The sequence below is a fragment of the Streptomyces sp. XM83C genome (assembly GCF_023072675.1).
In the GTDB taxonomy this organism is placed as follows: Bacteria; Actinomycetota; Actinomycetes; order Streptomycetales; family Streptomycetaceae; genus Streptomyces; species Streptomyces thermocoprophilus.
Map to the genome: position 1 here is coordinate 20,198 of NZ_JALLGL010000018.1, position 19,684 is coordinate 39,881.

At 73.0% G+C, this 19,684-nt stretch carries 19 protein-coding genes and 1 pseudogene; 8 read left to right on the forward strand and 12 right to left on the reverse strand.

Going from position 1 to position 19,684, the window contains the following annotated elements; translation table 11 throughout:
• The first annotated feature begins 78 nt into the window (after positions 1-78).
• The 3 genes from MTQ10_RS04085 to MTQ10_RS04095 all read left to right on the forward strand — a co-directional run bounded on the left by MTQ10_RS04085 (position 79) and on the right by MTQ10_RS04095 (position 3,020).
• Positions 79-432: a VOC family protein gene (locus MTQ10_RS04085; protein ID WP_247462290.1), complete on the forward strand. Its 354-nt coding sequence runs from the start codon at positions 79-81 to the stop codon at positions 430-432.
• Between the two features lie 237 nt (positions 433-669).
• Positions 670-1,650: a dTDP-glucose 4,6-dehydratase gene (gene rfbB, locus MTQ10_RS04090; protein WP_247462292.1), complete on the forward strand. Its 981-nt coding sequence runs from the start codon at positions 670-672 to the stop codon at positions 1,648-1,650.
• Positions 1,647-3,020: an NDP-hexose 2,3-dehydratase family protein gene (locus MTQ10_RS04095; RefSeq protein ID WP_247462294.1), complete on the forward strand. Its 1,374-nt coding sequence runs from the start codon at positions 1,647-1,649 to the stop codon at positions 3,018-3,020. Before rfbB ends, MTQ10_RS04095 begins: the two co-directional genes overlap by 4 nt.
• A gap of 90 nt (positions 3,021-3,110) precedes the next feature.
• On the opposite strand, the gene MTQ10_RS04100 is transcribed toward MTQ10_RS04095, so the two are convergent.
• Positions 3,111-3,563 carry a carboxymuconolactone decarboxylase family protein gene (locus MTQ10_RS04100; protein WP_374117560.1) on the reverse strand — a complete coding sequence of 151 codons (453 nt, stop codon included), beginning with the start codon at positions 3,561-3,563 and terminating at the stop codon, positions 3,111-3,113.
• 109 nt (positions 3,564-3,672) lie between these two features.
• Complete coding sequence (locus MTQ10_RS04105; protein ID WP_247462298.1) at positions 3,673-4,443, reverse strand: gamma-glutamyl-gamma-aminobutyrate hydrolase family protein; 771 nt, start codon at positions 4,441-4,443, stop codon at positions 3,673-3,675.
• A 224-nt stretch (positions 4,444-4,667) separates the two neighbouring features.
• Between MTQ10_RS04105 and MTQ10_RS04110 the strand changes: the two genes are divergently transcribed.
• From MTQ10_RS04110 to MTQ10_RS04120, 3 genes are all read left to right on the forward strand, one after another.
• Positions 4,668-5,594, forward strand: a complete 927-nt coding sequence (locus MTQ10_RS04110) for an ABC transporter ATP-binding protein (protein WP_247462300.1) — start codon at positions 4,668-4,670, stop codon at positions 5,592-5,594.
• A complete protein-coding gene (locus MTQ10_RS04115) occupies positions 5,591-6,430 on the forward strand; it encodes an ABC transporter permease (protein WP_247462302.1) in 840 nt (279 codons plus the stop codon). Before MTQ10_RS04110 ends, MTQ10_RS04115 begins: the two co-directional genes overlap by 4 nt.
• Positions 6,431-6,812: 382 nt before the next feature.
• Positions 6,813-7,751, forward strand: a complete 939-nt coding sequence (locus MTQ10_RS04120) for a nuclease (protein ID WP_441350994.1) — start codon at positions 6,813-6,815, stop codon at positions 7,749-7,751.
• 89 nt (positions 7,752-7,840) lie between these two features.
• Here the strand turns inward: MTQ10_RS04120 and MTQ10_RS04125 are convergent, their stop codons facing one another.
• Positions 7,841-8,710 carry a helix-turn-helix domain-containing protein gene (locus MTQ10_RS04125; protein WP_247462306.1) on the reverse strand — a complete coding sequence of 290 codons (870 nt, stop codon included), beginning with the start codon at positions 8,708-8,710 and terminating at the stop codon, positions 7,841-7,843.
• Between the two features lie 170 nt (positions 8,711-8,880).
• On the opposite strand from MTQ10_RS04125, the gene MTQ10_RS04130 reads away from it, so the two are divergent.
• Complete coding sequence (locus MTQ10_RS04130) at positions 8,881-9,510, forward strand: glyoxalase (protein WP_247462308.1); 630 nt, start codon at positions 8,881-8,883, stop codon at positions 9,508-9,510.
• Between the two features lie 99 nt (positions 9,511-9,609).
• Here the strand turns inward: MTQ10_RS04130 and MTQ10_RS04135 are convergent, their stop codons facing one another.
• From MTQ10_RS04135 to MTQ10_RS04170, 8 genes are all read right to left on the reverse strand, one after another.
• Positions 9,610-10,026, reverse strand: a complete 417-nt coding sequence (locus MTQ10_RS04135; protein WP_247462309.1) for an enediyne antibiotic chromoprotein — start codon at positions 10,024-10,026, stop codon at positions 9,610-9,612.
• Positions 10,027-10,283: 257 nt separating this feature from the next.
• Complete coding sequence (locus tag MTQ10_RS04140) at positions 10,284-10,949, reverse strand: response regulator transcription factor (RefSeq protein ID WP_247462311.1); 666 nt, start codon at positions 10,947-10,949, stop codon at positions 10,284-10,286.
• Between the two features lie 203 nt (positions 10,950-11,152).
• Positions 11,153-11,557, reverse strand: coding sequence for a GNAT family N-acetyltransferase (locus tag MTQ10_RS04145; RefSeq protein WP_247462313.1), 405 nt, complete (start codon positions 11,555-11,557; stop codon positions 11,153-11,155).
• A complete protein-coding gene (gene purB / locus MTQ10_RS04150; protein ID WP_374117561.1) occupies positions 11,541-12,827 on the reverse strand; it encodes an adenylosuccinate lyase in 1,287 nt (428 codons plus the stop codon). The genes MTQ10_RS04145 and purB overlap by 17 nt, the downstream gene beginning before the upstream one ends.
• A 55-nt stretch (positions 12,828-12,882) precedes the next feature.
• Positions 12,883-14,394 (reverse strand): glutamine synthetase family protein, encoded by a 1,512-nt coding sequence (locus MTQ10_RS04155; RefSeq protein WP_247462316.1) that lies wholly within the window; start codon positions 14,392-14,394, stop codon positions 12,883-12,885.
• 27 nt (positions 14,395-14,421) lie between these two features.
• Positions 14,422-15,810, reverse strand: a complete 1,389-nt coding sequence (locus MTQ10_RS04160; protein ID WP_247462318.1) for an amidase — start codon at positions 15,808-15,810, stop codon at positions 14,422-14,424.
• A 10-nt stretch (positions 15,811-15,820) separates the two neighbouring features.
• Positions 15,821-17,836, reverse strand: coding sequence for a hypothetical protein (locus MTQ10_RS04165; RefSeq protein WP_247462320.1), 2,016 nt, complete (start codon positions 17,834-17,836; stop codon positions 15,821-15,823).
• Positions 17,833-18,162, reverse strand: a complete 330-nt coding sequence (locus tag MTQ10_RS04170) for an ATP-binding protein (protein ID WP_159675478.1) — start codon at positions 18,160-18,162, stop codon at positions 17,833-17,835. The genes MTQ10_RS04165 and MTQ10_RS04170 overlap by 4 nt, the downstream gene beginning before the upstream one ends.
• 316 nt (positions 18,163-18,478) lie before the next feature.
• On the opposite strand from MTQ10_RS04170, the gene MTQ10_RS04175 reads away from it, so the two are divergent.
• On the forward strand, positions 18,479-19,561 hold the full coding sequence (locus MTQ10_RS04175) for an acetylserotonin O-methyltransferase (RefSeq protein ID WP_247462322.1): 1,083 nt from the start codon (positions 18,479-18,481) through the stop codon (positions 19,559-19,561).
• 16 nt (positions 19,562-19,577) lie between these two features.
• On the opposite strand, the pseudogene MTQ10_RS04180 reads toward MTQ10_RS04175, so the two are convergent.
• Positions 19,578-19,684: pseudogene (locus MTQ10_RS04180) on the reverse strand (IS5/IS1182 family transposase); the annotation flags it as partial.

A 19,684-nucleotide genomic window follows, 5' to 3' on the forward strand; every position in this document is an offset into this window, starting at 1 on the left:
GACAGGGGGGAAGATGCAAGGGGTTTCACCATTTCCCTAGCATGGGGCGACGAAATTCCTGACCCCCCGGGAGCGAGAATGGCTGACGCAGCCGTCCAGGGAATCAAGACCGTGCTGCACCCCGTGGCGGACGTGGCAGCGGCCAAGAAGCTGTACACCGCCGTGTTCGGCATCGAGCCGCAGACCGACTCGGAGTACTACGTCGGGTTCGACGTCGCGGGCCAGCACATCGGGCTGGTGCCGGCGGGCGCGCAGGGCATCACCGCGCAGGTCGCCTATCTGCACGTGGCCGACCTCGACGCGAAACTGGCCGAGATCACCGCCGCGGGCGGCACCGTGAACAGCCCCGCCAAGGAGGTCGGCGCCGGCCGGCGCGTGGCGACCGTCACCGACCTCGACGGCAACGTCCTCGGACTGCTGCAGGACAGCTGACGCAGCGTCCCGGCCCCGCGTCCCCGGCCGCCCCGGAGCCCGTCGAGCCCGTCTCGAGAAGGCTTCGAGGGCGGCCGTCCAGTCTCTCCCCCGCAGGGTGGGTGGAGACCGCCCGCGTCACCCGTCCCCCGGGCACCGGCCCGGCGCCGACGCGCAGCGGCCCTCGAGGGAAGCCACCCCCAAGGGAAGGGAAAAGGACATGCTTCGAGCGCGGAATTCCGGCTGCGACGTGATCGCATGAAAATCCTCGTCACCGGCGGCGCCGGATTCATCGGCTCGCACTACGTACGGACCATGCTGGACGGGGGCTATCCGGGATTCGAGGACGCCCACGTCACGGTCCTGGACGCGCTGACCTACGCGGGGAACCGGGACAACCTCCCCGCCTCGCACCCGCGGCTGACCTTCGCACACGGGAACATCCTCGACCGGGAGCTGCTGCGTGACCTGCTCGACGGCCAGGACGCGGTGGTGCACTTCGCGGCCGAGAGCCACGTCGACCGCTCCATCGTCAGCGGCGCCGACTTCGTCCGCACCAACGTCGAGGGCACGCAGGCGGTGCTCGAAGCCTGCCTGGCGGTCGGCGTCGAGCGCGTGGTGCACATCTCGACCGACGAGGTGTACGGCTCCATCGAGGAGGGGGTGTGGACCGAGGAGTCCCCGCTGCTGCCCAACTCGCCGTACGCCGCGTCCAAGGCGGCCGCCGACCTGATCGCCCTGGCGTACTTCCGCACCCACCGGCTGAACGTGTCGGTCACCCGCTGCTCCAACAACTACGGGCCCTACCAGTACCCGGAGAAGTTCATCCCGCTCGCCGTCACCAACCTGCTCGAAGGGCGCCCCATCCCCGTCTACGGGGACGGCGGGCAGATCCGCGAGTGGCTGCACGTGGACGACCACTGCCGCGCCGTGCAGCGGGTCCTCACCGGCGGCCGGGCGGGCGAGGTCTACAACATCGGCGCCGGCACGGCCGTGCCGAACCTGGAACTGGCCCACCGGCTCGCCGAGCTGTGCGGGGCGGGACCGGAGATGATCCGGCACATCACCGACCGCAAGGGCCACGACCGGCGCTACGCCCTCGACCAGGGCAGGATCGAGCGCGAACTCGGCCACCGGCCGCTCACCGCGTTCGACACCGGACTGGCCGAGACCGTTGCCTGGTACCGCGACAACCCCCGCTGGTGGAAGCCGCTCAAGAACGGCGGGAACCGGCCGTGAGCGCCCCCGTGCAGCTGGTGGCGCGCACCGGCGCCGACGTCGCCGAGCGCCTGGCGCGGTCGGCCGCGGTCGCCGAGGGCGCGCACACCGCGACGTCCGAGGTGCCGGGCTGGCTGGACCTGCACCGGCGCCTGAGCGGGACGGTCATCCGGCGGATACCGTTCTCCGGGCTCGACCACTGGTCGTTCGCCCCGGACACCGGGAACCTGCGGCACAGCAGCGGACGCTTCTTCACCGTCGAGGGACTGCACGTCAGCGGGCCGGGCACCGAGTGGGAGCAGCCGATCATCGTGCAGCCGGAGATCGGCATTCTCGGCATCCTCGCCAAGGAGTTCGACGGCGTCCTGCACTTCCTGATGCAGGCCAAGATGGAACCCGGCAACCCCAACCTGGTGCAGCTCTCCCCCACCGTGCAGGCCACCCGCAGCAACTACACCAAGGCCCACGGCGGGACGGCGGTGAAGTACCTGGAGCACTTCCTCGCCCCGCGCAGGGAGCAGGTCCTCACGGACGTCCTGCAGTCCGAGCACGGCGCCTGGTTCTTCCGCAAGCGGAACCGCAACATGATCGTGGAGGCGGACGGCGACGTCCCCGTCCACGACGGCTTCTGCTGGCTCACCCTCGGGCAGATCCTGCGGCTGCTGCGCCTGGACAACATCGTGAACATGGACGCGCGCACCGTCCTGGCGAGCGCGCCGGCCCGCCACGACGAGACGAGGGCGCTGTCGTCGGACGCCGGCCTGCTGGCCTGGTTCACCGGGGAACGCGCCCGGCACGACGTGCGCGCCCGCCGCGTGCCGCTGCGCGGCATCGCCGGCTGGCGGACGGACGCGCACTCCGTCAGCCGTACCGACGGCAGGTTCTTCCGGGTGGTGGCGGTCTCCGTCGAGGGGGCCGGCCGCGAGGTGGCCGGCTGGACCCAGCCGATCATCGAACCCGTCGAGCGCGGCGTGGCCGGCTTCGCCTGCCGGTTCTTCGACGGCGTCCCGCACCTCCTGGCGCACGCCCGCGTCGAGGGCGGCTTCCTCGACACCGTGGAGCTGGCGCCGACCGTGCAGTGCGTGCCGTCGAACTACGCGCCCGGGGACCGCCCGCCCTTCCTGGACGTCCTGCTGAACGCCTCGCCCGACCGCGTCCTCTACTCGGCCGTGCACAGCGAGGAGGGCGGTCGCTTCCTCAACGCGGAGAGCCGCTATCTGATCGTCGAGACCGACGAGGCGACGACCCCCGCCCAGCCGCCCCCCGGCTACCAGTGGGTGACGCCGGGCCAGCTGAACTGGCTCGCCGGGCACAGCCGCTACGTCAACGTCCAGGCCAGGACCCTGCTCGCCGTCCTCGGCCCGGCGCTGCGGGGCGACGGCGCGCCCTGACCCCGAGCGGGTGCACGCCCCGCGTCCGCCGACGGCACGAGGCCCTGCCCGGGAGGTGATCCCCGGGCAGGGCCTCGTTGCCGGAAAGGACTACTGCGCCGCGCTGAGCCGGCTGGTCATCGGGGTCCACTTCTTGGGGTTGATACGCCAGTCCACCGCCTCCTGCCTGGTGGCGACGTTGACCCGGTTCCACAGGTTGACCAGCCCGATGTGCAGGACGACGGCGGCCAGCTGCACCTGGGTCCAGTGTTTGGCGGCCTCCTCCCAGACCTCGTCCGACACCGGGTCCTCACGGCCGTCGATCCTCGTGGCGGCCTCCGCCAGCGCCAGCACCGAGCGCTCGGCGTCGGTGAAGCAGGTCTGCTCCCGCCAGGTCTCCACCAGCGGCAGACGGCGGTCCTCCTCCCCCGCCTCCTCGAACTCCTTCGGCTTCATGGGCAGGTGGACCGTCCGCCCGTTGATCTGGCTCACCCTGAGATGGATGAGCACGAGCGTCTGCAGCGGCACGCCGACACTGTTGACGGCCTTGACCAGCGCGCGCATGGGCGGAAGAACATCGGGAACCACCAACGAGGGGTTGGGCATCCGCGGCGACATCATTCTCCTTCGTAGGGGGATCGAAAATCGGTCTGCTCCCGGCAACGCCTGTTTCTCAGGGAATCGGAACTGCGTCGGCCTGCTCTATGCGGAGGCGTTCGCGGGCGGCGTGCGCGAGTGCTCGGTGAAGTCGTCGGTCGGCCGTGTGCCCGGATTCCCATTGCACGCCGATCGCGAAGGGGTGGTCCGTGACTTCCACGGCCTCGACGGTTCCGTCGCCGGCCCGTCCGGTGACGGTGAGGCCGCTGCCGATGCGGTCCACCGCCTGGTGGTGGTGGCACGCCGTCTCCGGCTCGTCCTCGTCGAGGATGCCGGCGATCCGGCTGCCGGACAGCAGCTTCAGCGGCTGACGGCCCAGCGTGAAGTTCTGCGTCCGCGGACGGTGGCCGTCATGCCCCGCGACGTCCGCCAGGTGCTGGTGCAGGGTGCCCCCGTGCAGCACGTTGAGCAGCTGCAGGCCGCGGCAGATCGCCAGTACGGGCAGGCCGGCGTCCAACGCGCGGCGCAGCAGCGCCAGTTCGACGCGGTCCGCGTCCGGGGTCACCGCCCGGGTCGCCGGGTGGGCCTGCGCCCCGTACAGCGCGGGGTCCACGTCGGGTCCGCCCGGCACCAGCAGTCCGTCGAGCCGGTCGACCAGGTCCTCCGCGCCCGGCAGCAGCGGCAGCAGCAGGGGCGTGCAGCCCGCCTCGGCCAGGAAGTCCACGTGCGACTGGAGGGCCAGGGCGACGACCAGGTCGCTGCCCTGGAGGGTGACCGGCGCCGTCCGCGCGCAGATCCCGATGACCGGCCGCCGGGCAGGCTCCGGTCCGTTCGTGACTGAATTCATGACCACCCTTGATTCCGGGTTCAACTGGGGAAAGTAAGCAGATGAAACACGTGCTTCCCCGGACAGACGGAGCTGCCAAAATATCCGCGCCGTGATGCCGCGGACCATCGTTCACGGTCCGCTCCAGGCTGCGACTACTGAACAGATAGCGCTCCTGCTATCACAAGTGGCCGGGGAATTTTGCCCCCAGCGGAACTCTCGCAGGCCATTCAACCGAGGTGACCATGATCGAGGCCAAGAACCTCACCAAACGCTACGGCGACAAGACCGTCGTGGACGACCTGTCGTTCACGGTCGAGCCCGGCCGGGTCACCGGCTTCCTGGGTCCCAACGGCGCAGGCAAGTCCACCACCATGCGCCTGCTGCTGGGACTCGACAGGCCCGACGCCGGCGAGGCCACCGTCAACGGCGTTCCCTACCGCGAGCTGGACCGGCCGCTGAGCGTCGTCGGCGCCCTGCTGGAGGCCCGCGCCGTCCACACCGGCCGCAGCGCCTTCAACCATCTGCTCTGCCTGGCGCAGACCCAGGGCATCGGCCGGCGCCGGGTCGAGGAGGTCATCGAGCAGGTCGGGCTGGCCTCCGTGGCCCACAAGCGAGCGGGCGGCTTCTCCCTCGGCATGGGACAGCGGCTCGGCATCGCCGCCGCACTGCTCGGCGACCCCGCCGCGCTGGTCCTGGACGAGCCCGTCAACGGCCTCGACCCCGAGGGCATCCTGTGGATCCGGAACCTGATGAAGTCGCTCGCGGCCGAGGGCCGCGCCGTCTTCGTCTCCAGCCACCTGATGAACGAGATGGCCGTCACCGCCGACCACCTCGTCGTCATCGGCCGCGGCCGACTGGTCGCCGACTGCTCCACCGAGGAGTTCATCGAGCGCAGCACGGAGCGCTCCGTCCTCGTCCGCACGCCCGACGGGACGCAGCTCGCCGGGCTGCTGCAGCGCGAGGGCGCCACCGTCACCCGCACCGCCGAGGGCGACCTCGACGTCACCGGGATCGAGGCCCCGCGGATCGCCGAACTCGCCGCCGCCGACGGCCTGGTGCTGCACGAGCTGACCACGCGGCGCGGCTCCCTCGAGGAAGCTTTCATGGAACTGACCAGGGACGCCGTCGAGTACGACGCCGACGTGCCCGCCGCCGGAGGTGTGAAGTGACCGCCACGACCGCGTTCGCCACCGGGTCCCGCCCGGTCTCCGGGGGCCGGGGTCCTCGCTTCGGGAACCTGATGCTCTCGGAGTGGACGAAGATCCGCTCCGTCCGCTCCACCGTCTGGTCCCTCGCCATCCTGGTCGTGCTCACCCTGGTGTTCACCGCGCTGTTCATGCAGATGGGCGTCTCGAACTGGGACAAGGCCGATGCCGCCCAGCAGGCGGAGATGCGCCTGGACCCGACCGGCACCATCCTGGGCAGCGGCATTCTGCTCAGCCAGCTCGCGGTGTGCGTGCTGGGCGTGATGGCGATCGCGTCCGAGTACTCCACCGGCATGATCCGCGCCAGCCTGCTCGCCGTGCCGCGGCGGGTGCCCGTCCTGGCGGCCAAGGGCGCGGTGTTCGCCCTGCTGGTCCTGGCGGTGGGCGAAGTGACCGCGTTCGGCTCCTTCTTCCTGGGCGCGCCGATCCTCGACAGCAAGGCGCCCGTCTCCCTCGGCGACCCCGGCGTCCTGCGGGCCGTCGTCGGCTGCGGCCTCTACCTGGCCCTGCTCGGACTGTTCGCCCTCGCCGTCGGCGCGATCATCCGGCACACCGCGGCCGGCATCACCGTCGTCGTCGGGTTCGTCCTGGTGATCACCCCGATGGCGGGCCTGCTGCCCGGCAGTGTGGGCGAGCACATCCACGCCTGGCTGCCCACCCAGGCCGGCTTCATGATCACCCAGCAGCACTCCCGCGCCGGCGATCTGCTGGGGCCGTGGGAGGGGCTCGGGGTGCTCGCGCTCTGGACGGGCGTCCTGCTGGCCGTCGCGGCGGTGCAGATGCGGCGCCGGGACGCCTGATCCCCTCGCGGGTGTCCGCCCGGCGGGCACCCGCGGAGCCGTGTTTTGAGAGAACGTCGACCTGCTCTCCACTGCGGCTGGAGACCCTCCTGCGACCCTCGTCGGCAGCGGCAGCAGAGAGGGAGTCACAGGGATGTCTCAGAGCAACGCGCAAGCCGTCTCGATAACGAGTGCGTTCAGTGCCGTCCGCAGGGAGAGCGTCGGAGCGTCGGCGCACAGCGAGTTCGACCTGAGGAATTTCGAGGAAATCCCGGCCCGTGAAGTCCCCCTTTCCGCTCTCTCCCCCGGAGTTTCCCTGCGCCAGGGCGGAACGGACCCCGCTCATGTCCGGCTTCTCGTCGACGCCGCGGATTCGGCGGAACTCCCTCCCATTCTCGTCCAGGTGGACGGCTGCCGTGTCATCGACGGGCTGCACCGCCTGGAGGCCGCCCGGCTCATGGGCGCCGAGAGCATCCGGGCCCGTTTCCTCGACTGCTCCAACTCCGAGGCCCTCGTCATCGCCATGAAGGCGAACGGCACGCACGGCCTGCCGCTGTCGCGGGCCGACCGCGTCGCCGGCGCCCAGCGGGTCCTCAACTCCCACCCCGACTGGTCCGACCGTGCCATCGCGGGCATCACCGGGCTGAGCGCCAAGACCATCGCGTCCCTGCGCGCGCGGTCGGCGATCGCAACGCCCCTGGGCGGCAAGCGCATCGGCCAGGACGGCAGGCGGCGTCCGGTGGACGCCGGCGAGGGCAGGCGGCGCGCCGCCGAGTACATCGCCGCCCACCCGGACGCGCCGCTGCGCCAGGTCGCCAAGGCCACCGACGTGTCGCTGGGCACGGTGCACGACGTCAGCGCCCGGCTGCGGCGCGGTGAGGGGCCCGAACGCAACGGGCGCCGCACGCACGCCGCGCGACCGCAGCACGTGCGGCCCGTCCAGTCCGTGCCGGCCGCCGACGAGGTGACGGCCCCGGCCGGGCCGGACACCGACGGGCTGCGCCGGGTGCCGCTGCGGGTGGCCGGGGGCGCCGAGGCCGCGCCGCCGCAGCGCAGGAACCACTCCGAGCCGGCGCCCACCTGGGCGGCGGTGGCGGCCAAGATGGCCACCGACCCTGCGGTCCGCTACACCGCGGACGGCAGGGAGTTGCTGCGCTGGATGCAGTCGCAGGCCACCGAGCCCGGTGAGGACTGGCGGCGGCTCATCGACGCCGTGCCGCCCCACTGGCTCGGTGTGGTCGCCCCGATCGCCGAGCACATCGGCAAGGAGTGGTGTCTGCTCGCCGAACGGCTGAAGGCCCGTCAGGAGCTGTGCCGCAGACTGTCGCCCTCGGGTCCCTGACCACCGCTCGCACGCTCCTGACGCCACCTCGGATCCGCGACCACCGCTCCTGCGCTGCCGGCGGCATCTCGGGCCCCTGACCACCGCGTCTACGCCCCTGGCGGCACCGGTGCGGCGGGCACCAGCCGTAGCCGGCCCGCCCCGGCCCGCTCCCGCTCGAGTGCGGCGGCTGCCGGGGTGGTGGCGGCGCACCCGGGGTGCGGCACGACCGTCACGGGCGGTTCGAGTTCCGGCAGGGCGAGCAGCACCGGCGGATCGACCGGGCCAGGACGCCGCAGCCGTACCGCCGCGCTGGTGACGGCGTCGGCGGTGACGGTCACCGTGGTGGTCGCTGTGCCGTGGCCCCCGACGAGTCCGGTCCGCACGGCGTGCGGGTCGTGACCGGTACCGGCCGCCACCGCCACCGCGAGCAGGTGCCAGCGCCCCTCGGGCACGTCCCGCAGCAAGTAGCAGGACGGCCGGTCGCTCGGCACGTCGACGACCGCCTGGGCGACGGCCGGGTACTGGACGACGGCCGTGGCGAAGGCCCCCAGGAACACCCGCGCGTTGCCGTGGCCCGGTGGCAGCCTGACCGTGCCGGCGACCGATCCGGACCGCGGCGACGGTCCCGGGTCCGGCGCCGGCAGCCCGCCCCCCTGCGCGCGGCACAGCCGGCGGAACCGGCCGGGCGAGAGACCGACAGCGGCCGTGAAGGAATGCGTGAACGCATTCAGGCTGTCGTAGCCGACCTCGCCGGAGATCTCCGCGAAACTCATCGAGGTGTTCTCGATGAGTTTCTTCGCTTCGTGAATGCGGACCGCGGCCAGGAATCTCCCGGGGCTCACCCCGGTCTCCTCCCGGAACAGGCGCGAGAAAGGGAAATGGCCGAGCGAGGCGCTGTGCGCGATGTCCGTGACGGTCAGCGGATCCCTGAACCGCTCGCGCATACAGGCGACCGCCCGCTCCACTGCTGCATCCATGGCCCACCCCAGGTGTGTCGTCCCACTCGACAGGGTGGCTCGTGCGCGCGGGGCCCCGCTCGAGTCCCGCTCGGGGTCCGCTACAGGATCGGTCCGGACGGGGACGAGGCGCCGGCGATCGAGCACGAATGGAGAAGCCTTCGGCAAACGCCCGCGGCTAGCGTGAAGTCATGAGCTTCCTCGCATACGTCACCCTGGAGGTGGCCGACCTGGCGGCCGCCGAACGCTTCTACTCCGACGCCTTCGGGCTGGGCCCGCGGGTACGTCTGCGCACCTCCGAGGCGCCGACGAGCGGATTCCGCGGATTCACCATGTCGATCACCGTCTCCCAGCCGGCCGACGTCGACAGCTTCCTCGGCTCCGCCCTGGAGGCCGGCGCCACCTCGCTGAAGCCGGCCGCGAAGTCCCTGTGGGGCTACGGCGGCGTCGTGCAGGCGCCGGACGGCACGATCTGGAAGGTAGCGACCTCCTCGAAGAAGAACACCGGCCCCGCCACCCGCAAGGTCGACGACCTCGTCCTCCTGCTGGGCGTCGAGGACGTCAAGGCGAGCAAGCAGTTCTACGTCGAGCAGGGGCTGTCCGTCGCCAAGAGCTTCGGCGGCAAGTACGTCGAGTTCGCCTCCGACGACGCCTCCGTCAAGCTGGCGCTGTACAAGCGCCGGGGCCTGGCCAAGGACGTCGGTGTGTCCGAGGAAGGCAGCGGCTCGCACCGCATCGTGCTCGGCGGCACTGCCGGCTCCTTCACCGACCCGGACGGCTTCGCCTGGGAGGCGGCGTCGGTGTCGTCCGCCTCCGCCTGAGTCCGGCGTGCGGCGGCTGCCGGAACACGAACGCGCCCACCGAGCGGTGCCATGGGCCGGCACCGCTCGGTGGGCTGCCGTCCTCACGGACCTGGTGCCTCAGCCGAAGGAGATCTCGGTGCCGACCGGGCCGGTGGAGGCCAGGTAGGCGACCAGCTGGCACTGCTGCACGGCGCAGTCGACGGTCACGGGCGTGCCGGTGCCGGTGCTCCAGTCGGTGGCGCTGAACTGCTTGTGCACGGTGTAGGGCACGCTGAAGGTGCCGTCGGACCCGACGGTGGCCGTGGCCAGCGTGTCGGTGCAGGTGGTGCTCTCCCGGCACTGCGAGACCGCGATCTCGGCACCCGCCTGGTAGCCCGTGCCGGACACGGTCACGGTCTGTCCGTCGGCCAGGCCGCTGCTGGGCGAGGCGGTCACCGCCGGAGCCGCGGAGGCCGGGGCGGTGGCCAGGGCCAGGGCCGCCACGGCGGCGGAGCCCAGCATGCCGGCCTTGGTCAGACGCGAGCGGATCTGCATGTTCGTCTCCCCGAAGAATGCGGATAGCGGAAGTGGAACGGCGCGTTCTGAAGATCACGCCTCACCCAGAGTCGACCGGAACACATGAGACCGGCTCGAAACCGCCTCGAAGCCCGCTGGAACCGCCCTGCACGTCCAGTTGATCCCCGCACGGGGCGGCGCGCGGTGGACGTCGTCCAGAAGGCACACGTCGGGCAGGCCGGACCGGCCGGAGGCGGTGCCGCAGGCGTGTGCACAGGAGGGGACGCGTCGTGAGCTCAGGGGTTGCCGAGCATGAAGCCGACGCCGCGGACCGTCACGATCCAGCCGCTGTCGCCCAGCTTGCCACGCAGGCTGCTGACATGGGTGTCGACGGTGCGGCGGGACCAGGAGTCACCCCAGACCTGCTGCAGGAGCTGCTTGCGCGGGATGACGGTGTCCGGGTGTGAGGCCAGCAGGCACAGGAGGTCGAACTCCTTGCGGGTCAGGGCGACTTCCTCGCCGCCGACCAGGACCTCACGGGAGCCCACGTCGATGTGCAGACGACCGTGCCGGATCTCGCGGGCCGCGGCCGGCTGCCACTCGGCGCGCCGCATCACGGCCTCGATGCGGGCCATCAGCTCGCGCAGGCCGTAGGGCTTGGCGACGTAGTCGTCGGCGCCCGCCTGGAGGCCGAGGACGCAGTCCAGTTCGGAGGCGCGGGCGGTGACGATGATGACGGGCACCCGGCTGACGGAGCGGATGGCGCGGCAGACCTCCAGGCCGTCCAGGTCGGGCAGTTCGAGGTCGAGCAGGACGAGATCGGCGTCCTCGTGGGCGCGCAGCGCGGCCTCGCCGCGGCGCACGCCGAAGGCGTCGTGTCCGTGCCGGCGCAGCTGGGTGACGAGGGATTCGGCGCAGGCGGTGTCGGCGTCGACGACAAGGACCCGGCGGCCCGAGGGCATCGAGACGGCGGCTCGGCGGCCGGCGGCGGCCGTCTCCCGGTCCCCGGCGGGCGGGTGTCGAGCAGCGCCTGTGCCGATGTCACGGTCATGCCTCCCCGGGGGTGCGGTGCTGTGCGCGGGTCCGGGTCCCGCCCTGACCGTGAATCTAGGCAAGGGCGGTCGAGCCCCGGTACAGCCCCGGCTGCCCCTCGGCGGGATGACCCCTACGGGTTGAGCACCCAGGCCGACTCGTGGCGGGTGAACCCGATGTGCGGGTAGTAGTCGACGGCCGCGGGCGCGGACAGCAGCACGAGCTTGGCGTCCGGGGCCTCGCCGCGCGTGGCGTCGATGAGGGCGCGGCCGATGCCGGAGCGCTGGCGGTCCCGCACGACCGCGATGTCCGAGACGTAGGTGACGTAGGAGAAGTCGGAGACGGCACGCACGATGCCGAGGAGCGCGCCCTCGTCGTCGCGGGCGACGAGCACGAGGTTGGCGTTCTCGACCATGGCCGCGAACCGTTCGCGGTCCCCGACCGGGCGCCGCTCGCCGAGGCCCGAGGCGTGGTAGACGCCGAGGACCTCGTCCAGGTCGAGCGCGGCGCCGTCGACGCGGTCAATCTTCCAGCTCATGCAGCTTCTCCAATCGGGTGCGGATCACATCGTGGTGGGTGAGGAAGCGCTCGGGTCCGAGGCCGGCCAGTTCGATGCCCTGCTTGGCCAGGGACGCGCCGAAGTGCTCGCCCGTCGCCAGGGTGTGGTTGGCCGCGGCCTGCACGCTGCGGTAGGCGCGTTCGCGTTCCATGCCGTCGCCGAGGAGTTCGGCGAGGACCGAGGAACTGTAGACGAGGCCGTCGGTCTGGTCGATGTGCGCGCGCATCCGGTCGGCGTCCACGGTGAGCGAGGCCACCAGCTCGGCGGCCTTGGTCACCTGGAAGTGGCCGACGCTGAGACTGTCCGGCAGGATCACCCGCTCCACGGACTGGTGGGCGAGGTCGCGTTCGTGCCAGAGCGCCACGTTCTCCAGCGCGGTGTCGGCGTAGCCGCGCAGCAGACGCGCCAGGCCGCACAGGCGTTCGCTGGTGGTCGGGTTGCGCTTGTGGGGCATGGCGCTGGAGCCCTGGTAGGCGCTGGTGCGCGCCTCCTCGACCTCACGGACCTCGGTGCGCTGCAGCAGCCGCAGTTCCAGGGCGATCTGCTCCACGCAGGCGCCCAGGACGGCCACGGCCTGCAGGAGCTGGGCGTGCCGGTCGCGGGCGACGACCTGGCTGGGCGCGGGCTCGACGGCGAGGCCGAGGGCGGCGCAGACGTGCTCCTCCACCCGTGGGTCGATCAGCGCGTAGGTGCCGACGGAGCCGGAGACGGTACCGACGGCGACGGCCTCGCGGGCGGCTTCGAGCCGGCGCAGCGAGCGGTCCACGGCGAAGGCGTGTCCGGCGAGTTTGTGCCCGAAGGTGGTGGGCTCGGCGTGCATGCCGTGGGTACGGCCCACCATCGCGGTGTCCCAGTGCTCCAGGGCGCGTTCGGTCAGCACGCGGCGCAGCCGCCGGGCGGCGCCGGTGAGCAGGTCGGTGGCCTGCGCGAGGGTGTGGCCGAGCGCGGTGTCGACGAGGTCGTAGCTGGTCATGCCGAGGTGCACCCAGCGTGCGGACGCGTCGGGGATGTCCTCGCAGTAGGCGGCGAGGAAGGACAGCACCTCGTGGTCGCGCTCGCGCTCGAACTCGGCGACCCGCGCCGGGTCGGGGACGCGGGCACGGCGCATGTCCTCCACCGCCTCGTGGGGTACGCGGCCGAGGGCGGCCTGCGCCTCGGAGGCGAGGATCTCCACCCGCACCCAGGTGGCGTAGCGGGTCCGGTCGGAGAAGAGCGAGGCCATCTCCGGCAGCGTGTAACGGGGAATCATGGCGGGCCGCTTTCGTCGGGAGGGGAACGGCAGGGGGGCGTGGGCTCGGCCGAGGTCAGTAGGCGCCGAAGTACTCGCGCTGTTCCCACTCGGTGACCTGGCCCGGGACCGGTGGCGCCTGCACGCACGCGGCCTCGTAGCGGCGCAGCTCGCTCTCCTTGAGCTTGGCCAGGCAGGCGGCGAGCGGCTCGCCGAGCAGCCGGGCGGCACGGCCCGCGCGGAAGGCGTCGAGGGCCTCGCGCAGCTGCTGCGGCACCAGGCCCGCCCCGCCGGCCCCGGTGGTGTCACCGGTGTCGGTCGGCGGGGTCTGCGCGGTCAGGCCCTCCAGTCCCGCGAACAGCTGGGCGGCGATGTTCAGGTACGGGTTGGCGCAGGGCTCGCCGATCCGGTTCTCGATGTGCGCCCCGGCGCCGTGGCCGACGACGCGGAGCATCGCGCTGCGGTCCTCCTGGCTCCAGCCGAGGCGGGTGGGTGCGAGGGAGTGCTCGGCGGACAGCCGCCGGTAGCCGTTGACGGTGGGCACCGAGAGCAGGAACAGCTCGCGCGCCCACGACAGCAGGCCCTCGGCGTACGCCTTGCCCTGCGGGGACAGTCCCCCGGAAGGGCCCTCGGTGCCGAACAGGTTGCCGCCCGTGGCGAGGTCGGTGACCGACTGGTTGAGGTGCCAGCCGCTGGGGTCGGCGGCGTCGAGGAGCGGCAGCGACATGAAGGAGGCGTGGTGGCCGCGGCGGGCGCACCAGCTCTTGGTGACCGTGCGGAACAGCAGCATCGCGTCGGCGGTGTCCAGCGCGGTCATCGGGCTGAACGTCGTCTCGATCTGGCCGGGCCCGGACTCGTGCTCCATCGACCGCAGGGGCAGCCCCAGGGCGAGCAGGTGCAGGGCGAGCGGGTCGGTCAGGGGGGCGGCGGTGTCGTAGTGGGCGTCGAGGTTGAACTGGTAGCCGGCGTTCAGGGCCGCCACGCGCGGCGCCCTGCCCTGCAGGCCGAAGCCGTTGCCGGTGTTGCCGGGCTCGTCGTCCAGTCGCCGGGTGAGGTACCACTCGACCTCCAGGCCGAGGACGGGGGCGAGGCCGTGCTCGGTGTACCGGTCGACGACGCGGCGCAGCACGGCCCGGGACGACAGCGGGTGGGGGGTGCCGTCGCGCAGATACTCGTCGCCGATCACCCAGGCGGTGCGGGCGTCGCCGCCGGGCAGCGGCTGGAAGGTGAGGGGGTCGGGGACGAGGATGAAGTTCCCGGCGCCGGCGATCTCGTCGACACCGATGCCGTGGTCGCCGAGGAAGTCGACGGCGACGGCGTGCCCGGTGTCGAAGACGAACGGGCCGGGGCTGAAGTTCATGCCGTTGCGCAGCACGGTGCGGAACGCCTCGGCGGTGAGGGTCTTGGAGCGGGCCAGTCCGTGCGGGTCACCGAAGACGAGGCGTACGAAGTCGAGGTCGGCGAGGCTCGCCTCGATCCGCTCGGCGGCGGCGGTGCGGGCTTCGTCCCACAGTCCGTGGTCGGCGACGAACGAGGGTCGCCCGACGCTTCCCTCCGCGGCGGGCGAGGACCATGACCTGGCATACATGGGGGTGTCCTTTCCACGTGGCGTGCGTCAGCGGGCGACCGCGGGCTCCAGGGCCTGTGCCGGGGCGGGCGCCGGGGTGGCGAGGTCCGGTTCCAGGCGTGCGGCGAGCGTGAGGACCAGGTCGTCCGCGCCGACGGGGCCGACCAGTTGCAGGCCCACGGGCAGGCCGGAGCGGGTGAGTCCGGCGGGCAGCGACAGGGCCGGCTGCCCGGTCATGTTGAACGGGTACGCGGCGGGCGCCCAGGCCAGCCATCGCAGGTCGCGGGGGTCGGCCGCCCAGGCCGGGCCGATGGCGTCGGCGGCGAACGGCTCGATGGGCACGGTGGCCATGGCGAGCACGTCGTAGCGGTCCATGAGGGCGCGCAGGCCGGTGCGCAGCTCCTGTCGGACCTCCTCGGCGCGGATCACGTCGGCGCCGCTGAGGGTGCGCCCGTAGCGGATGATCTCGAGGCGGCCGGGGTCGGCCCACTCGTCGTGCTCGGGGCGGGCCCCGGCGGCCTCGCAGGCGGCGAGGAGGTCGACGAGCGCGGGGTAGGGGTCGGTGCGGTACGGCTCGACGTCCTCGACCAGATGGCCCTGGCCCAGCAGCGCGAGCCTGGCCTGCCCGGTCACCCGGCGGACCTCCTCGGCGGTGCCCTCGTACTCGATCCAGCCGATCCGCAGGGCGCGGCGGGTGCGCGGCGCGTCGAGGGAGCCGAGGCCGGAGTCCGGGTCGCCGGGGTGCGGGCCCGCCATGACCTGGGCGAGCAGCGCGGCGTCGGCGACGGTGCGGGCGAGGGGCCCCTGGTGGGCGAGCCGGTCGGCGCTGTTGGGGACGTACGGGATGCGGCCCAGGGACGGCTTGTAGCCGACGACGCCGCAGAACGCGGCCGGGATGCGGATCGATCCGGCGCCGTCGGTGCCCAGGGCGCCGTCGCACAGGCCCGTGGCCACCGCGGCGGCTGCCCCGCCGCTGGAGCCGCCCGCGCTCAGGCGGGGATCGTAGGGGTTGCGGGTGGGCGGGCCGACCCGGCTGACCGTCGAGGCGCTCCAGCCGTACTCGGAGGTGGCGGTCTTGCCGACCACGACGGCTCCGGCGGCGCGCAGCCGGGCCACGGCGGGCGCGTCCGCCGGGGGCCGGTCGTTGGGCAGCAGCGAGCCGCGCGCGGTGGGCAGGTCGCGGGTCTGCACCAGGTCCTTCACGGAGACGGTGACGCCGAGCAGCGGCAGGGTCCGCCAGACATCGAGGCCGCCCTCGCGGATCCGCCGGTCGGCCAGTTCCGCGGCGCGCAGCGCCTCCTCGCCCGCGACGGCGACGTACGCGTCGAGTGTGTCCTGTTCGCGGGCGGCGGCCAGGACGGCGGTCGTGTGCTCGACGGCGGACAGCTCGCCCCGCCGCAGCAGTTCCCTGGTGCGGCTGATGCCGTGGGCGGTCATCGCTCTCCTCTCAGGACGCCCGGCGGCCCTGGCCGGCCAGGAGGTCCGAGTCGGCGGGTCCCCGGCCCGTGACGGCCGTCCAGTGCCAGCCGGAGTCGAACGCGGTGACCTCCAGTTCGGTGCCGGCGGCGACGAGGGCGGCGGCGAGCGAGGTGGCGCGGGCGATGAACGCCGACACCCGGTGGGCGGCGAGCAGGTCCTGTTCGCCGAACGGCTCGCCGGCGCAGCGCAGCAGCCGCACGTCCATGAACCCGTCGAACCGGCGCCCGTCGACCTCGACGGCCTGCGGGGAGCGGATCGAGAACCGCACGTTGTTGTTGACGTGCCCGTGGTGGTGCTGGTCGGAGAAGTACGCGAGGTCCGGGATGACGGGCGGCACGAAGTGGTCGCGGGCCACGACCTCGGGCACCCGGGGGAGGTTGCCGGCGACGAAGTGCCAGGAGTTGTACTGCATCCGCGAGGACATCGCCCAGGCGGCGTCGGCGAGGGCGGCCTCGGAGCCGCCGAAGTGGGCGGCGGCCTCCGGGCGCGGCACCACGCAGCAGAAGAAGCGGGTGATGTCCCAGTCGCAGATCTCGGCCCAGTTCTCGCCGCGCAGCGCGCGCACCAGGGCGGGCAGCGAGCGCATGCCGCGGCTCATGGCGAAGTCGGCGCCGAATGCCGTGGCGGTCGCGGCGACGGTCTCGTACACCAGGGACTCCAGGCCGGTGGCGAAGGCGCCGTGCGGCCGGGCGAGCCAGCCGGGCTCGGCGGCCAGGTCCCGGCCGAGGTCGGCGAGGGTGGCGCCGGTCAACGGCAGGCGGGCCCGCAGGTGTTCGGCGACGGCGTCCTCGCGGGCCCGCGCCTGGGGTCCGGGCGCGCCGGCCACGCGTTCCACCTTGTGCATGAGCGCCCCGTGGATCTCCCGGTACAGCTGGGCGCTGCGGCCGACCTCCTGGCGGCGTGCGCGCAGCGCGGCCGCGAGCCGGTCGAGGTCGGCGACGCGGGGCGAGGCGGCGGCGGGCACCGGGTCGGTCCCGCACACGGCGTTGTAGGCGCGCCGCACCCGCTCCAGGGTGTACGCGACGTGGTCGACGGTCAGCTGGGTGCCGTTGGCCTCCTCGACGCGGCCGAAGCCGGCCGAGCGGATGAGAAGCGTGAGGCAGACGACGAGCTGGGTGTCCTGGTCCGTCCAGAGGTCGAGCGGGAGGCCGTGCAGGGCGCTGAGGGCGCAGTCGGGGTGGCCGGGCCACAGGGTCTTGCCGGTCAGGGTGTTGCGGCCGCGGAAGTTCGTGTACTGGGTGTCCTCCTGGTAGAGGACGAAGGGTGCGGTGCGCAGGGCCGCCTCCCTGGCCTGCGCGACCAGCGCGTCCCGGCCTTCGGGGCCCTGCTCGGCGAGCCAGGCGCGGCAGTCGGCGGCGGAGGCGGCCTGCCGGGCGCGGGCCTGGTCGAGTTCGCGCCGGTAGACGTCGAGGACGGCACGGCTCCACGGCACGCGGCGGACGCCGGCGACCAGGTCGCGCGGGTCCAGCGGCGGGGCGCCGGGCGTGCGCAGGACGATACGGCCGCTGGTGCTGAGGCCGATCTCGCCGCGGAACGCGGGCGGTTCGGCGGGCGCGGACGGCACGGCCGGTGCGGAGGGCACGGCCGGTGCGGGGGGCCGGGGGCCGGTCTCCGCGGTCGCCGCCCCGGTGCCGGGCACGGCGGCCGGCCCGTCGGCGCCGCCGTCGGCGTCACGCCAGGTCAGGCCGGCCAGCGCCACCAGGGCGGCCTGCTCCGCGGTGTTCAGGGCGCGCAGCTGGACATCGCGCGGGACGTGCCCGTCGAGGGTGAGCAGCACCTCGAGGGCCGAGCGCAGGTCCGGGGCCCCCGCCGCGCGCCGCCAGACGCGCTTCAGAAGACCGGGGAACCCGGCGTCGGGTGCGGCGACGCGATCCGGTTCGGGGGTGGTCCCGGCGGGGATGCCGAGCCGGCTGGGGCGGCGGCTGATCCGCTTCCTGGCGTGTGCGGCGCGGCGGGATTCCTGGCGCCTTCCCGGGTCCTTCATGCGGCGCCCTCGGCGGTGAGTTCGATGTGGTTCCACATCGCGTCGTCGGTGGGGGTCCAGTCCTCGTCGACGTAGATGCAGTCGACCGGGCACTCCAGGACACAGGTGGGGCAGCCCGAGCACAGCTCGGGGACGATCACCACGTCCAGGCCTCGGTCGAAGATCGCACCGAACTCCCCGGGACAGGAACGCAGGCAGTTGCCGCAGGTGATGCACTCGGACGGTTCGATGCGCCGCGGCGGCTTCTTCCAGTTGTCGGCGCGGGCGCGCCGCGCGATGCGATCGGCGCGCTCCGACAGCGCGGCGGACGACGCGAGCTTCTTCACGGGATCGGCCCCCTCCGGGACTCTTCTCGGCCACGGCCGAGACGGACGGTCCCGATCGTCACCGGGCCGTCTCGACTGCCCCCGGAGCGCGGGTGGGGACCAACTGGAGCCCGGGCGCGCCCCGGTGGGCCCAGGGGTGTCTCGCCCTTCGGCGGTGCGGCGCGGGCGTGACTCCAGCGGCCCGCGAGCGCGGCCCGTCCGCGTCCCCGGAGTCTCGGTGTCCGGGCGCTGTCCGGCGGCCGCCGGCCGGGGACGCGCCGACTTGCCCGCCGCGGGCGGACCACCCGGCCGCTCGCCGCCCACCACGGAGGAACCCATGCCGCTGCCGCCCGCCCGTGTGGTCCGGATCGTCGAAGGTGTGCGCAACGCTCTGCTCGGACTCGTGCGCAAGCTGGCCCCCGCGCCCTTCTCGCTGCTCGAGATGGTCCAGGGCGCCATGCTGAGCCAGGCCATCTACGCCGCCGCGGAGCTGCGCGTGGCCGAGGCGCTCCGCGACGGCCCGCTGCCCGTCGCGCGAATCGCCGAGCAGGTCGGGGCCCACCCGGAGACGCTGCACCGGCTGCTGCGGCTGCTCGCCGCGAACGGCGTCTTCGCCGAGCGCAAGGACGGCAGCTTCGCGCTGACCCCGATGGCGGAGGCGTTGCTGGAGGACGCGCCGATGTCGATGCGCGGCATCGCGGTGCTCATGGGGCACCCGGTCCACTGGGAGGACTGGTCGCACTTCGTCGACGCGGTGCGCTCCGGCGAGCCGTCCCTGCCCAAGCTGCGCGGCATGACGGCCTTCGAGTTCCTGGAGGCGAAGCCGGAGTACGGCCAGGTGTTCTTCAAGGGCATGGGCGCCATGTCCGCCACCGAGACCGAGCCGATCCTGGCCGCGTACGACTTCTCGCGGTTCGGCACGGTGGTGGACTTCTGCGCCGGGCGCGGCGAGCTGCTCGCGGGCATCCTGCGGAAGTCGCCGGGCGTGCGGGGGATCCTCGCCGACCCGCGGGTGGCCGAGAACGGCGCGGCGCAGTACCTGGCCGAGCAGCGGGTCGCCGACCGCTGCGAGGTGGTGGCCGCCGACCTGTTCGGACCGGTGCCCGAGGGCGGCGACGCCTATGTTCTCAAGCACATCGTGCACGACTGGCCCGAGGAGCAGGCCCTGCAGATCCTGCGCAACGTGCGCGCCGCGATGCGGCCCGGCGGGCGGCTGCTGCTGATGGAGATGGTCGTGCCGGACAAACCGAACGCCCCGCACGCCTCGAAGCTCGTCGACCTGTGGCTGATGCTGCTCGTGGGCGGCAAGGAGCGCACGGCCGGGCAGTACGCACGGCTGCTGGCCGAGGCGGGCTTCCGGCTGGAGCGGGTGGTGCAGACCGCGGGCGCGATCTCGGTCGTGGAGGCGAGCGCCCGCTAGGTGGTGTCTTCAAATGTCACGCCCACATCAGGAGCGAGGCGAGGGTGACGGCTGCCTGGTAGGACTCGACGGTCTTGTCATAGCGGGTGGCAATGCCGCGCCACTGCTTCAAGCGGTTGAAGC